The sequence below is a fragment of the Burkholderia sp. BDU5 genome (assembly GCF_001522845.1).
Lineage (GTDB): Bacteria > Pseudomonadota > Gammaproteobacteria > Burkholderiales > Burkholderiaceae > Burkholderia > Burkholderia mayonis.
In genome coordinates, this window is record NZ_LOWC01000026.1 from 1 (window position 1) to 13,679 (window position 13,679).

The 13,679-nt window shown below is 66.5% G+C and carries 9 protein-coding genes; 4 read left to right on the top strand and 5 right to left on the bottom strand.

Annotation, left to right across the window (positions count from 1 at the left end):
* Window positions 1–403: 403 nt before the first annotated feature.
* Window positions 404–1,114 (top strand): response regulator, encoded by a 711-nt coding sequence (locus WS69_RS04405; protein WP_059469589.1) that lies wholly within the window; start codon window positions 404–406, stop codon window positions 1,112–1,114.
* A 374-nt stretch (window positions 1,115–1,488) separates the two neighbouring features.
* Entirely contained in the window at window positions 1,489–2,604 is a 1,116-nt protein-coding gene (locus WS69_RS04410; RefSeq protein ID WP_059469711.1) for an ATP-binding protein, read from the top strand.
* Window positions 2,605–2,782: 178 nt separating this feature from the next.
* Here the strand turns inward: WS69_RS04410 and WS69_RS04415 are convergent, their stop codons facing one another.
* Window positions 2,783–5,458, bottom strand: a complete 2,676-nt coding sequence (locus WS69_RS04415; protein ID WP_059469590.1) for a patatin-like phospholipase family protein — start codon at window positions 5,456–5,458, stop codon at window positions 2,783–2,785.
* Between the two features lie 294 nt (window positions 5,459–5,752).
* Between WS69_RS04415 and WS69_RS04420 the strand changes: the two genes are divergently transcribed.
* Window positions 5,753–6,817, top strand: a complete 1,065-nt coding sequence (locus tag WS69_RS04420; RefSeq protein WP_059469591.1) for a rod shape-determining protein — start codon at window positions 5,753–5,755, stop codon at window positions 6,815–6,817.
* A gap of 42 nt (window positions 6,818–6,859) precedes the next feature.
* On the opposite strand, the gene WS69_RS04425 is transcribed toward WS69_RS04420, so the two are convergent.
* From WS69_RS04425 to WS69_RS04440, 4 genes are all read right to left on the bottom strand, one after another.
* Window positions 6,860–7,477 carry a c-type cytochrome gene (locus tag WS69_RS04425; protein ID WP_059469592.1) on the bottom strand — a complete coding sequence of 206 codons (618 nt, stop codon included), beginning with the start codon at window positions 7,475–7,477 and terminating at the stop codon, window positions 6,860–6,862.
* Window positions 7,478–7,528: 51 nt separating this feature from the next.
* The gene (locus tag WS69_RS04430) at window positions 7,529–8,869 is read right to left on the bottom strand and encodes a cytochrome C (RefSeq protein ID WP_082715938.1); all 1,341 of its coding nucleotides are present in this window, start codon (window positions 8,867–8,869) and stop codon (window positions 7,529–7,531) included.
* A gap of 340 nt (window positions 8,870–9,209) precedes the next feature.
* On the bottom strand, window positions 9,210–9,656 hold the full coding sequence (locus WS69_RS04435) for a hypothetical protein (protein ID WP_059469593.1): 447 nt from the start codon (window positions 9,654–9,656) through the stop codon (window positions 9,210–9,212).
* Window positions 9,653–10,198 carry a hypothetical protein gene (locus tag WS69_RS04440; RefSeq protein WP_082715951.1) on the bottom strand — a complete coding sequence of 182 codons (546 nt, stop codon included), beginning with the start codon at window positions 10,196–10,198 and terminating at the stop codon, window positions 9,653–9,655. Before WS69_RS04440 ends, WS69_RS04435 begins: the two co-directional genes overlap by 4 nt.
* 1,163 nt (window positions 10,199–11,361) lie before the next feature.
* Between WS69_RS04440 and WS69_RS04445 the strand changes: the two genes are divergently transcribed.
* The gene (locus tag WS69_RS04445) at window positions 11,362–13,629 is read left to right on the top strand and encodes an amylo-alpha-1,6-glucosidase (protein ID WP_059469595.1); all 2,268 of its coding nucleotides are present in this window, start codon (window positions 11,362–11,364) and stop codon (window positions 13,627–13,629) included.
* The last annotated feature ends 50 nt before the right edge of the window (window positions 13,630–13,679 follow it).

The window sequence follows — 13,679 nt, forward strand, 5'->3', positions numbered from 1 at the left end:
CGCCGGCTTGCCGCCCCCGCCAACATGCGGACATTTCATTTGCTACAAAACCGGACATTTCTATTTGTCCGCGACAGCATCGGCGGCGCATCGGCGGCGCATCGGCGGCGCGACGAACGCATGCGCGGGGAAAAGCGCGCGGACCGCGGCCGATCGTCCCCGGCGTGCGCGACGCGCGCCGCATCCGCGTCGGCCGTTGCGCCAGGCGTTCCGAAGCCGCGCCGGGCGGACTGTTGACGCGGGGTTTTCAGGGCCGCCGACGGAACGGTTTCAACCATTGGCCCGCGCCGCAGTATCATTCGAAATGTTTCGGGATCTTACAAAGTGGGTGCGGCAGTTTCTTGGGTTCGCGCTAATTCCTTGTTTCAAATAATATTTGGCTTTTATATCGACTGATTTGCCCATGCCTTTCCGGATTCTCCTCGTCGAGGACGACAATCGTCTGTCCACGCTGATCGCGGGCTACCTGCGCAAACACGAGTACGTCGTCGATGCCGTGCTGAACGGTGACGACGCCGTCGACGCGATTCTGACGGGGCGGCCCGATCTCGTGATTCTCGACGTGAACCTGCCCGGCAAGGACGGGTTCGAGATCTGCCGCGAGGCGCGCGAGCACTACGACGGGGTCATCATCATGGTGACGGCCCGCGACGAGCCGTTCGACGAACTGCTCGGCCTCGAATTCGGCGCGGATGACTACGTGCACAAGCCGGTCGAGCCGCGCATCCTGCTTGCTCGGATCAAGGCGCAGCTGCGCCGCGCGCCGGTACGGCAGGCGGACGGCGCGGGCGGCCAGCCGGAAAGCCACACGTTCGGCAAGTTCACGATCGATCGCACGAACCGGACCGTCGTTCTGCCCGACGGCACGACGCCCGAGCTGACATCGGCGGAGTTCGACCTGCTGTGGGTGCTCGCCTGCCATGCGGGCGAAGTCGTGAGTCGCGACGATCTGATGCTGCAATTGCGCGGCGTCGAATTCGACGGACTCGACAGGACGATCGATGGCCGGATCTCGAAGCTGCGGCGCAAGCTGCGCGATGACGCGAGCTGTCCGCAGCGGATCAAGACCATCCGCAGCAAGGGTTATCAATTCAGCAAGAACGCTTGGGAGTAAGCTGCGCGTCGACGCGAGCGGTTTCGATTTCGCGCGGACCGTTTGCGACAGCGGCGCGTTTCGTGGTTCGAAACGGCGTGTGCCGCGCCGGCAATGTCGAACTGCATACGCGACGCCGCGTTGTGATGTGCGGCGACGACGTGCGCTGCGATGCGGCGCGAGACGATGCGGCGCGTCGCGATGCAACGCGACAACGCGACGTTCGCTGCGGTTTCACTCGGTGAAACATCGCGGCGTTCGCGTTGTACACGCCCGCCCGGCCGACAAGCCGGCTGCGCGTCCGCCGCCGTTCGCCGCGCGTCCGCTGCCGCCGCTGCGGCCGGATTCCGCTCGATGATTCACAGCACCGATTTCCCGACATTCGCGACACGAAGATGAACAGCACGCAAGCGCACCGATTGTCCCCGCCTCGCTATTGCAAATGGCGCTGGCTGCATTTCCGCCGCTCGTGGACCGACACGCGCGCCGACCGGATCCCGAGCTGGTCGCGCCTCTACCTGCGGACCTATCTGCATCTCGTCGGCCTCGTGCTGGTGACGGTCGGCGGGACGAGCGCGACGCTATGTTCGGCGCTCGGACCGCGCACCGTATGGCGCGCACTCGACGCGCTGCCGGGCGGCGTGCTGCCGCTCGCGGCATTCGTGCTCGCGGTGCCGGCGCTCGCCGGTTATCGCTGGATGCGGCCCGTGTGGTCGGATCTCGTGATGGTGCGCGAGCGCGCGATCGACTTCACGGGCGGGCGCTTCAACACGCGCGCGCGCGAGTCGCGCAGCGTGATCATCGGGCCGCTCGCGCGCACGCTGAACGCGCTCGCGATGCGGATGGAGCGATTGATCGCCGCGCAGCGCGACCTGACGAACGGCATCTCGCATGAGTTGCGCACGCCGCTCGCGCGCGTGCGCTTCGCGCTCGAGAACCTGCGCGAGCCGGGATCGGCGGCCGAGTATCAGAACGCGATCGACAGCATCGAGCAGGACGTGACCGAGCTCGACGAGCTGATCGACATGAGCCTCACGTACGCGCGGCTCGAATACAGTTCGTTACAGTCGAATCTCGAGCAGACGGCGCTCGTCGCGTGGTTCGACAAGCAGGTTGCCGACGCCGCGCTGCTGTATCCGAGCAAGGCGATCGAGGCGCGCGTCGCGCTGCCCGCCGACGTGCGCGTGAAGATGGACAAGCGGCTGATGTCATATGCGATGCGCAACCTGCTGCGCAACGCGAGCAAGCACGCACACGGACAGATCGAGGCTGGTCTGCGGATGCGTCACGGCAACATCGAGATTTACGTCGAGGATGACGGGCCCGGCGTGCCGCTCGACGAGCGCGAGCGGATCTTCGAGGCGTTCGTGCGGCTCGACCGGCATACGGCCGGCTACGGCCTCGGCCTCGCGATTACGCGGCAGGTGCTGCAGGCGCACAACGGGCGCGTCGCCGTCGTCGATCCGCTGCTGCTGTCGGGGGCGCGTTTCGAGATGAGCTGGCCGGTGTGACGCGCGCCAGTGCGCTCATGCGGCGCGCACGCCTGCATCCGTGCGCCTCGACCCGAACCGCCGTGCGGCAGCGCGCCGTCGGTCGGCATCGAATTGCGCATTTGGCCCGGCGCGGCGCATTCGTCCCCGCGCCGGCTCGCGCCGTGCCGGCGGGACGGCCGCGCCCGACCCGGCCGGCTCAATATGAGTGGCCGAGCTGGAAGTAGAGGTTGCGCCGCCCACCCGGCGCGAGTGCGACGCCGACGTACACCGGCCCGAACGACGTGGTCAGGCTCGTGAAGAACGTGTAGCTCTGCTTGAGCGGACCGCTGCTTATCGTCGTATCGAGCGACCACACGTTGCCGACTTCCGCGCTCGCGCCGACGTAAAGCGCCTTGATCGGCGACGCATTGAACGTCGCCAACTGATTCATGTACGTGATCTGGCCGTAAAGGAGCGCATCGCCGCTCAACTGGTCGGCCGCGTACGCGGACAGATGCTGGAAGCCGCCGAGCGTATAGCCGAGCGGATTGCTGAGATTCACGCCGCCGAAGCTCTTGCCCGCCTCGACGCTCGCGCTCATGCTGTGTCGGCCGAATCGTTCGGCGACCATCAGCTTGCCATAGACGTCGGTGAACTTGTCGTCGCTCGTCGACAGCGATCGCTCGGCGCGGAATTCCGCGAAATAGCCCTTGCGCGGGAAGACCGGATCGTCGAGCTGGTCGATGACGAGCCGGGCGCGCGCGCTGATCTGCCGTCCGTACCAAGACGGGAATAGCGAACTGATCGGATTGCCGTTTTCATCGACGAGCCCGTCGAGCAGCAGGTTGTACGAAGGCGCGGCCGCCAGGTGCGTATACGCGAGCCCGATGCGGAAATCGCCGAGCCGCGCGAGCGGCAGCCCGAGGTCGAGGCCGACCCGTGTGGTCTGGATGCGGTATTGCGTGACCTTGACGTCGCTCTCTCCGTCGTAGAGGTTCGCGAAACGCCGCTGATAATCCGCATAAGGCGCGACGTAATAGCCGATCTTGTCCGACAGCGGCTGCCGCACTTCGACGTGGGCCGACTGTAGATCGCTGCCGAGCGTCGTGTCCGCGCGGAACTCGAGGCCGGACGGCGTGAGCCACGGCCGCCGGTACCCGAGATGCAGCCGGAAGCCGCCTTCGTCGGTCGAACTGCTCGACATCCCGAGCCCGAACAGCAGGAAATTGGGCCCCCAGTACTTCTCCTGCGCATCGATCACGAGCCGGTGCTCGTCGCCTTCGTTGACGATCTGCTGCGTGACGTTCTCGAAATTGCCGCTTGTCGTCAGCGATAGCAGGTCGGTGCTCACGGCCTGCGGATCGTAGACGTCGCCCGGCTTCACGCGCAACGCGTTGCGCACGACCCGCTTCGGCACCGACGAGCCGTTGGTTCGGATCTCGATCGACGTGATGCGGATCGGCTGCGGCGGCGGCCGCATGTGCGCGGCCCGGTACGCTTCGTACTGCTCGGGCGACAGCGCGTAGCGCATGAGCCGCGGCAGCGCGGCGACGGCGGCCGCTTCGCCCGCGGCGATCGCCTGGTTCGCGGTCTGAAAATCGGTGAAGCTCTGCTTGCCGAGGTCCGGCTGCAGCAGGATGTCGTCCGCCTTCAGCTGCTTGCGCTGTTCGGCGACGTTCTGCCGGATCAGGATGCCGATCATCTGCTGCATCACGTCGGCGGGCGACGCCAGCGCGTTCAGCGGACGCAGCGGCGAGCCGATGTCGACGGCGATCACGACGTCCGCGCCCATCCCGCGTGCGGCGTCGACGGGCAGATTGCCGACGAGCCCGCCGTCGACGAGCGCGCGGCCGTCGATCTCGGTGGGCGAGAAGAGCCCCGGCAGCGCCATGCTCGCGCGGATCGCGAGCGGCAGCGAGCCGTGGTCGAGCACGACCTTCTGGCCAGTCTGCAGGTCGGTCGCGATGGCGCGATACGGGATCGGCAGCCGGTCGAACGGCTGGTTCGTCGGCACGGCGGCCGTCCAGTTCGCGAGGAGCGCCTGCAGCCGGTTGCCCTGCACGAGCCCGACGGGCGCCTTGAAGCCTTTCGAATCGAAGCCGATCGTCAGGCTGTCGATGTAGAGCCGGTCGTCCTCGCGTTTCTTTTGCGGCAGGGCCGCGCGGTCGGTCACGTCGAACGCGATGTCGGCGAGGTTCACCTGCGACAGCCGCCGCTGCATTTCCTGCGCGGTCATCCCGGTCGCGTACAGGCCGCCGACGACGGCGCCCATGCTCGTCGCCGCGATGCAGTCGACCGGAATCCGGTTTGCCTCGAGCACCTTCAGCACGCCGACATGCGCGTAGCCGCGCGCGCCGCCGCCCGACAGCACGAGGCCGATCGACGGCCGGCCGGGCTTGCCGCCGTCAGGCGTGCAGACGAGTTCGCCCGCGCCGGCCGACGACGGCGCGGCCTGGGCGGACGTCGACGCGGCGGCCGGAGCGGGCAAGGCGGAAGCGGGCGACGCCGGGGCCGGTGGTGTTGCGCCGGCGTTCGTCTCGGCGATCGATGCGGTGTTCGACGCGATGGCGGCTTGCCGGCCGGCGACCCAAGACCATGCGGCCGCGGCGTCCACGGAGGTGGGCGAACCCGCAGTGGCCGAAGCCAAGGCGGGCGACGCCGTCGCCGACGTCTCGGCGGCCGCCGAAGCAACTTTCGTCGCCGTGACGGGCGTCGCGCCCGGTGCGGCCGCCGGCATGGCCCCCGGCGTTGCGGCGGCTCCCGCCATGGCAGCGGCGGCGTCGGCCGCATCGGCGGACGCGGGCCGGCCCGCCGCGACGCAGACGAACAGGAAGGCGGCCACGAGGCCGGGAACGCGAAGGCCCGGACGGGCGAAGGAGGCGAGCACCGTCATTATCGTTGCTATGGCGTGATCGGACTGAACAATCGGGAGGGCCGATCCGGAATCGGCAAAAGCGAGAGAGTACCGCTTTTGCCGGGCCGCGACCACGCGTTGTCGCGATCCGCCCCGGCGGGCGGCGCAAAGCAACCTGGCGCTCTATAGAAAATTCATGAAATCTCCTAAAGTATTCAGGCATCCTGCCGCTAAGCGACTGAGTGGATTGTGCTCGTCGCCGGCAACCGGCCCGGGGGGCGGCCGGCGACGCATCCGCAAAATCCTTCCACACGATTCGATAGAGGCTTCACCATGGCGGCACCCTTTCTCGGAAGGTTCTTTGCGCATAACGTCGCGGTCGATCCGGGCACCGCGAGCACGCAGATCTATGTCCGCGATCGCGGCGTCGTACTGAATCAGCCGTCGGTCGTCTGCTTCCGCAAGCGGGGCGGCCCGACGGAGAAGGCGCGCGTCGAGGCGGTCGGCGAGCAGGCGAAGGCGCTCCTCGGGCGTTCGCCCGAGCATCTCGAGGCCGTCAGGCCGCTCAGGCACGGCGTCGTCGCGAACTATCACGCGGCCGAGCAGATGATGCGGCAGTTCGTCGGCATGTCGCACGCGCGCTCGCTGTTCGGGCGGCGCGTCGAGTTCACGATCTGCGTGCCGTCGAATGCAACGGCGGTCGAGCAGCGCGCGATCCGCGAGGCGGCGCTCGCGGCGGGCGCATCGCGGGTCAGCCTGATCAGCGAGCCGCTCGCCGCCGCGCTCGGCGCGGGGCTGCCGGTGATGGAGGCGGTCGGATCGATGGTCGTCGACATCGGCGGCGGCACGACCGAGGTTGCGGTGATCGCGCTCGGCGGGATCGTCTATCGCGAGGCGATCCGCGTCGGCGGCGACCAGTTCGACGCGGCGATCGTCAATCACGTCCGCAACGTGTATGGCGTGCTGCTCGGCGAGCATACGGCCGAGCACGTGAAGAAGGTGATCGGCGTCGCGAGCTATCGGGTGCCGCGAGAATCGATCCATGCGGTCGGGCGCAGCGTCGCGGACGGCCTGCCGCGCACGATTCAGCTCAGCAACCACGACATCGCCGACGCGCTCGCCGCGCCGCTGAACCAGGTGGTGAGCGCGGTGAAGGGGGCGCTCGAGAACGCGCCCCCCGAGCTCATCACGGACATCGCAGATCGCGGCATCGTGCTGACGGGCGGCGGCGCGCTGCTCGCGCATCTCGGCAAGCGGCTCTACGACGAGACGGGGCTCGTCGCGCGGGTCGCCGACGACCCGCTGACCTGCGCGGTGCGCGGCGCCGGCGCGGCGATGGGGCGGGGCGGGTTCGAGGTCGGCGACGAAGATGCGGACGATATCGGCCAGAATCGCTGATTCGGCTGCGCCGTCAAGTGCCCGGCTGCCCGCCGCACCTCGCTAACGCGACTGCAACCACGCCGCGACGGCCTTCGCCTGATCGGTATTCAGCGTATGCGCAACCGCGCTCATGACGGGCGCATTCGCGCGCGTGCCGTTCTTGAACACCTGGATTTGCCGCAACAGGTAGGCTTCGTGCTGTCCCGCAAGCCGCGGAAACGTGCCGACGCCTTGCGCGTTCTGCCCATGGCACGACGCGCACGCCGGCGTGCCCTGCTCCGGCACGCCATGCTCGAAGATGTCCTGCCCCTTCGCGACGAGCGCCGGATCGCCGGGTTCGCCGTGCGTCGGTTCCTGATGCGAGTAGTAGTCGGCGATCGACGCGATCGTCGCATCGTCGAGCTGCGACGCGATGGCCCACATGTACGCGCGCGCGTCGGTCTCGCCGCGCGCATGCTCGCGAAAGCCCTTGAGCTGCGCGGTCAGATACTCGTTCGTCTGCGCATTGAGCCGAGGGAACATCGGCGATTCGCTGCGGCCGTGCGCGCCGTGGCAGGCGGCGCAGAGCTGCGCGGCGAGCCGCGCGCCGTTCTGCGCGTGCGCGGAGTCGGCGGGCCAGCCGCCGAGCGCGGCGGCGAGCGCCGCGACCCAGATCGGTAACGCAAGCAGCTTCTTCATGATCGTTCTCGGCGGGGCAAGCGGGTTGGCGATGAATGTGCGCGGTCGACCTCAGAACACGAACCACGCGAGGAAGTACAGTGTGTTGTTGTCGCTCGCGTTTCGGCCGTTGCCGTCGTAGTTGAAGCGTCCTCCATTGAACTTGAGGAGCCATGTGTACTGCAACGACAGCTTCACTTGCGGGTGCGGCAGATAGTCGAGCTCCGCGATGATGCCTCGCGTGTCCGGACTGCCGTTCGCGCTGCCCGTTACGGGCGTCGCGCCATAGAGCCCCGCATCGGTATCGCCCGTCGTCGAGAAGTACGCGAGCGTCGCGCCGTACTTGCGCTGGTAATAGTACGAAGCCTTCGCCTTGAACGTGTTCAGATGGTCGGTTGGATTGGCGGGCGTCGGGCCCGCGCCGATGCCTCCGCTCGGGAAGCTCGCGCTCCAGTTCTGCTTCTCGTGGATGAACGTGAACTGCGTCGTGAACGCATGCGACAGCGTCAGATATTGATACTGCGCGTCGAGGGCGATGTCGGTGAAGCGGTCGGTCGGCGTTGCGGGCATCGTGTTGTCCGGATACACGTCCGCGATCAGGCCGAACGTGCCGAGCATCAGCGAGTGCGGGCCCCATTCGCGGTTGTAAGCGACGCGCCAGTACGGATTCGCGCCCCTCAGCCGCATTACGCCGCCTGGTGTACTGATGTCCTGGCCGGTGCGGAACAACGAGAACATCTGATCGGCAGTCCGATAGAAACCGAGTTCCGCGTAGATGCTGCGCTGCCAGAACGCGTATGCGGCGAAGCCCACGACTTGCTGCGCGAGTCCGCCGTCGATCAGCGTGCTTGCCGTCGGCGTGAGCGATACGCTGCTCGATGCGTACGGATAGCCGAACGCCGGCGTGCTGTTCCACACATCGGAGACGGTCGGGTTGTTGTTGACCGTGACGCCGTAGATGAAGTCGACGTCGTCGCGGGTGAAGTGTCCGGCCGCGCGGATGTCGGTGTTGTCGATGCCGCTGTGATGCGCAACGCCATCGTACGTCCACTGCGCGAACGCGCCGACCGAGCCTGCGATGCGGCCGCCGTAGAACAGGCTCGCCTGCTGCAGCACGACGTCCTGATTGCGGACGAAGTCGTAATTCCGGTTGTCGATCGAGCGGGTGTTGGTTTGCGACACTTGAACCATGCCCGCGAGCGGGATCGTGAACTTGTTCGACAACGTGTAGCCCGTCAGCTTGAAGAAGCGCCCGAACGGCGTGAGCTCCGGAAAGCTCACGTGACAGGCGACGCAGGCGAGCCCCGTTTGTCTTGCGAACGCCGGTATCGCAGCGGCGTCGTTCGACAGAAACAGCACCCCGGACACGCAGGCAAGTATTGCGGTGAGACCGCGACGGATGCGATTTAACATACCGCCCCCCCTTCTTGTTTCTCATTAGGGCTTGTCGAACAGGTTCCCGTGAGGAGCCGCCTTTTTTCTAGCGTATTCAAAACGATGTTCTCGCCGATATTTTTTACGATTGTCTTTTTCTTTCAATATCGTTTCGATTGTTTAAAATCAGTCGTGATGCCAACTCATTGTTCGATGAATCGATCGATATCGGTGACGTGAGCGTAAGAGCGCCGTATTTGTGGAAATTGATTTGGATCAATCGTCGAAGGTCGTTGCCACGGGCTTTGTCGTTTATGCAACGCAACGCGAAGCGCCGCGCGTGCCGAGGGCGCGTGATGTTCCCTCGACATGCGCGCGGCTACTTGCCCTGCAGCAGATCCATGAACGGCGGGAAGGTCAGCAGGATGCCGAATGTCAACAGCACGAAGGCGATTGCCGTCACGCGGCCGAGCGCGACCGCTTTCGCGCGCCACTGGCGCGACAGCACAGCCCACGACAGCAGCCAGACGACGATCGCGCTCGTCGTCACGCCCGAAAGCGGCCCGGTGGGTTTGTAGAACGTGAAGAAATGCGCAATCGAGCGGAACGCGTCGCCGGCGAGCGCGAAGAGCCCGACGGCGAAGCAGCCGATGCCGGCTGCGAGAATGGCGGCGGCGGCCGGACCGTTCGGCAGCACGTCGACCGAAGCGGGCGCATTCGTGTGCGACGAAGCGGTCGCCGGCTCGTTCGCTACGGATGACTGAGGTTGTCCTGCGCTGGCAGTACGCTGCGCGGGGGGGCGCGGATGAGAGGTATGCATCTTCATTCTCCCGTCATGAGATGGATGGCGGCGCCGCCACGGACCGGCGCGTACTTGTTGAGGAATGCGCCGAATGCGCCCGCGACGCCCGTTGCGACGAACGCGACGACAGTGAACGCCAGCACCGCGTTGCGAATCTGGCGTTGCCTGCCGAGCGCCGGGCCGTACTTGCCGAACACGTAGGCGACCATCGTCATCGCGATCGGCGCGAGCCAGGCGACGTGCTCCTTCCACTCCATCCCGAGGCTGTGCCAGCCTGACGTGTCGCGGCTCGACATCAACAGACGCTGCGGATAATTCGCGAGATCGGTCAGGCCGGAGGGCGGCGCCGCTCGATACCACGGATAGACGACGTATGCGCCGGAGAACACCGTCGCCCACGCGAGGATCACCATCGCCGACAGATAGATCATCAGCAGCCGGTGTTCACGCGGCGTGGGCACGGCGGGCGCGCCGGGCGCGGACATGCGATAGAGCTCGGCGAGCGCGCCGGAAAAGGCGAGCATGAACAACGCGCCGAATCCCATTCCGTGCAGCACCGTCAGCAGGTCTCTCAATGAAATTTCCATCATGGCCTCCGTTCATGTGGCGGGTTCTGTTTCTATCCTGTAGGACGGCGGGGTTACTGCGTTGAGGCAGATCAATTCAAATGACGCGATTAATATTTATTCGAATGCCAAGGCAAACTGAAAGATGATTGATAGGCGAATGAATTTGCTATCTGTCATCTGCGGGAATTGAAATGAAATAATAGGAAGAATCGACGGAAATGCCAAAGAGGATGGCGAGTGCGTGTTGCCGATCCGGACGGGAGCGTGCGGCGCGTCGTCGGGACATGAGCCTGTTGCGCTCGCGTTGCGCCGGTTTCGCGCGTCATGTCGTGCATCGAGTCCATTGCGCGCGCGGCGTCATGCGATCTCGTCCGGAACGATTCTTGTTTTTCGAAACCCTCGACGACTTTGTCCCGCGAATGGAAGCGTCGTGTTGCATCGAGTCCGCTGCCGACACATCGAAGAGGATCGTTCCGATTTTTTTGCATATCTATTTGCTTTGATATTGCCTTTTCACAAGTGGCCATATGCATCAACTAGACCAACTCGAGATGTCGTCGCCGGAGGGGGGGCCGTCATGCCGTTCGCTTAGCCGATCAGCGTTCGCGTTTTCATGAGTTTTCGATCATTCGTTTTTCTTTCGAAGCAGCCGGCGCCTTCGCGCAGCCGGACGAGGCGCTTCGTTTCGACGGTTCTCCGAATCGTCGGTGCATGTCCAGCCGTGCCAGGCAGTTTCCTTCGACGTCTATTTTCGATAGCAGGGAAGGGACAACATGAGCAGCGTGCGTTCAAGAAAATAGCAGGCTTGTGGCCGGCCGTTGGCGGGGCCGAGCGCGACGATGACGGCGAAGGAAGGGGCTGGCGGGCGCGTTCGCGTGGCGGGTGGCTCCATTGACACATGGAGGCGCGTCGATCGGACGCCGCGTCGGCACATCGGCCCATTGACCCGCATACCCGCAGACTTGTCGATCCATCGATCAACCGATCCATCGACTCGCCAATCCCTCGGACAGATCCTCACCCAAGACCGCAAAATCGGCGAAATACGTGCGATCGACATGATCGCACCCCAGCCGACGCTGCGCATCCGACGCGTTCTGTCCTATCCTGTGCGGAAAACGCGACGCACCCGGCGCGCCGCGTCCAGCCCAGGAGTTCCGATGCCGAGGCAAGCCGACACTTCTTCCCCGCGCGCGCCGCAGGCCGCGTCCGCATCTTCACCCGCGCCCACTGCGCAGACGACGGCGACGCCGTCCCCCCTCGCGTTCATCGCGCCCGAGCCCGACACGCAGACGGCCGCGCGCGGCAGCCAGTTCGTACTGAAGACGGGCAACGCGTTCGTCGTCAGTGATGCGCTCGGCGACGTCAGCGGCCATGACGACGGTTTTTTCGTCGACGACATGCGTGTGCTGTCGCAATGGCGGCTGACGTTCGGCGGCCGCGCGCCGTCGCTGTTGTCGGGCGCGACGAGCGTGGACAACGCGTCGTTCGCCGCGCACCTGACGAATCGTCCGCTGCCGCCGCTCGGCGGCAGCGAGACGCCCGAAGGCGTGATCCACATCGAGCGGATGCGGGTGCTCGCCGACAACGTGCTGTACGAGGCGCTCACGCTGACGAACTACGGCACGAGCGACGCCGAAGTGCCGCTGTCGGTGTCGTTCGGTGCGGACTTCAAGGACATGTTCGAAGTGCGCGGATCGCGGCGCGAGCGGCGCGGCGCGATCGCGCCGCCGTGCGTCGAGGCGGGCGCAGTCAAACTGCGTTACGACGGGCTCGACGCCGTCGAGCGGAGCGTGCAGATCGGTTTCGAGCCGAAGCCCGACACGCTGTCGGTCGATCGCGCCGACTATACGCTGACGCTCGCCGCGCAGGCGTGCGTATCGCTGTATCTGACGGTCGAGGCGCGCATTGGCGCGGCGCATCCGGGCGGCGGCGCGTTCGTGCAGCGGCCGTGCATCGCGACGGGGCGCGGCGCGCTCCGCAAGGCGCTCTCCGACGTGCATCGCGCGATGCGCGAGCGGCGGCGCACGATTGCGCGCGTGCACACGAGCAATCCGCTTTTCAACGCGTGGCTCGACCGCTCGCTCGCCGATCTTGGTCTCTTGACGACGTCGCTCGAAACCGGCCCGTATCCGTACGCGGGCATCCCGTGGTTCTCGACGCCGTTCGGCCGCGATGCGGTGATCACGTCGCTGCAGATGCTGTGGTTGCAGCCGTCGCTCGCGCGCGGCGTGCTGCGGTTTCTCGCCGAGCATCAGGCGCGCGAGACGTCCGCGTTTCGCGACGCGGAGCCGGGCAAGATCATGCACGAGTTCCGCAGAAGCGAGATGGCGGCGACGGGCGAAGTGCCGTTCGCGCTGTACTACGGCGGCGTCGACACCACGCCGCTCTTCGTCGTGCTCGCGGGTGCGTATCTCGAGCACACCGGCGACGAGGCGCTGATCGACGAGCTGTGGCCCGCGCTCGAGCGGGCCGCGCAATGGGTGACGAGCGTCTGCGACCGCAATCCGCGCGGCTTGCTCGACTATCAGCGCACGTCCGCGCGCGGTCTCGCGAACCAGGGCTGGAAGGACAGCCAGGATTCGGTGTTCCATGCGGACGGCCGCTTTCCGATCGGGCCGATCGCGCTCGTCGAAGTGCAGGCGTACGCGTGCGCGGCGTTCGACGCGATGTCGGCGTTCTCGCACCGGCGCGGCCACGCGGCCGACACCGTGCGCTACGCGCAGCGCGCGAAAACGCTGCGCGAGCAGGTCGAGGCGCTGTTCTGGATGCCGGAAGCGGGCTTCTACGGGATCGCGGTCGACGGACGCGGCGAGCTGTGCCGCGTGCTCGCGTCGAATGCCGCGCATCTGCTCGCATTCGGCCTGCCCGAGCAGAGCCGCGGCGAATCGGTCGCGCGCGTGCTCGGCTCGACGCTGTTCAGAACCGGCTGGGGCGTGCGCACGCTCGCGGCCGGGCAGCCGCGCTTCAATCCGATGGCGTATCACAACGGCTCGGTCTGGCCGCACGACAACGCGCTCGCCGCGCGCGGCCTCGCGCGCTACGGCGACAAGCGCTCGGTGCTCGACCTGCTGCGCGCGCTGTTCGAGGCGGCCGTGAGCTTCGACATGCGGCTGCCTGAGCTCTTCTGCGGCTTCCCGCGCCGGCGCGGCGAGCCGCCGACCGCGTATCCGGTCGCGTGCCTGCCGCAGGCGTGGGCGGCGGGTGCGCCGTTCATGATGCTGCAGGCGTGCCTCGGCATTTCCGTCGACGCGGCGCGCGGCGAAGTGCGGATCGAGCGGCCGGAGCTGCCGGAAGGCGTCGACTGGCTGCGGGTCGACGATCTGCGCGTCGGCGACGACAGCGTGTCGCTGACGTTCCGGCGCGTCGAAGGGCAGGTGGTCGCGGCGGCCGAGCCCGGCAGCGCGCGCGTCGTCGCGGTGCTGTAAAGATTGCGCTGGCGCGCGTCCGGCGCGCGCTGCGCGCCATACAATGACGG

Coding starts and splice junctions, on each gene's coding strand:
- WS69_RS04430 (WP_082715938.1), bottom strand. CDS start 8,869: ATGTTAAATCGCATCCGTCGCGGTCTCACCGCAATACTTGCCTGCGTG.
- WS69_RS04410 (WP_059469711.1), top strand. CDS start 1,489: ATGAACAGCACGCAAGCGCACCGATTGTCCCCGCCTCGCTATTGCAAA.
- WS69_RS04445 (WP_059469595.1), top strand. CDS start 11,362: ATGCCGAGGCAAGCCGACACTTCTTCCCCGCGCGCGCCGCAGGCCGCG.
- WS69_RS04405 (WP_059469589.1), top strand. CDS start 404: ATGCCTTTCCGGATTCTCCTCGTCGAGGACGACAATCGTCTGTCCACG.
- WS69_RS04420 (WP_059469591.1), top strand. CDS start 5,753: ATGGCGGCACCCTTTCTCGGAAGGTTCTTTGCGCATAACGTCGCGGTC.
- WS69_RS04415 (WP_059469590.1), bottom strand. CDS start 5,458: ATGACGGTGCTCGCCTCCTTCGCCCGTCCGGGCCTTCGCGTTCCCGGC.
- WS69_RS04425 (WP_059469592.1), bottom strand. CDS start 7,477: ATGAAGAAGCTGCTTGCGTTACCGATCTGGGTCGCGGCGCTCGCCGCC.
- WS69_RS04435 (WP_059469593.1), bottom strand. CDS start 9,656: ATGAAGATGCATACCTCTCATCCGCGCCCCCCCGCGCAGCGTACTGCC.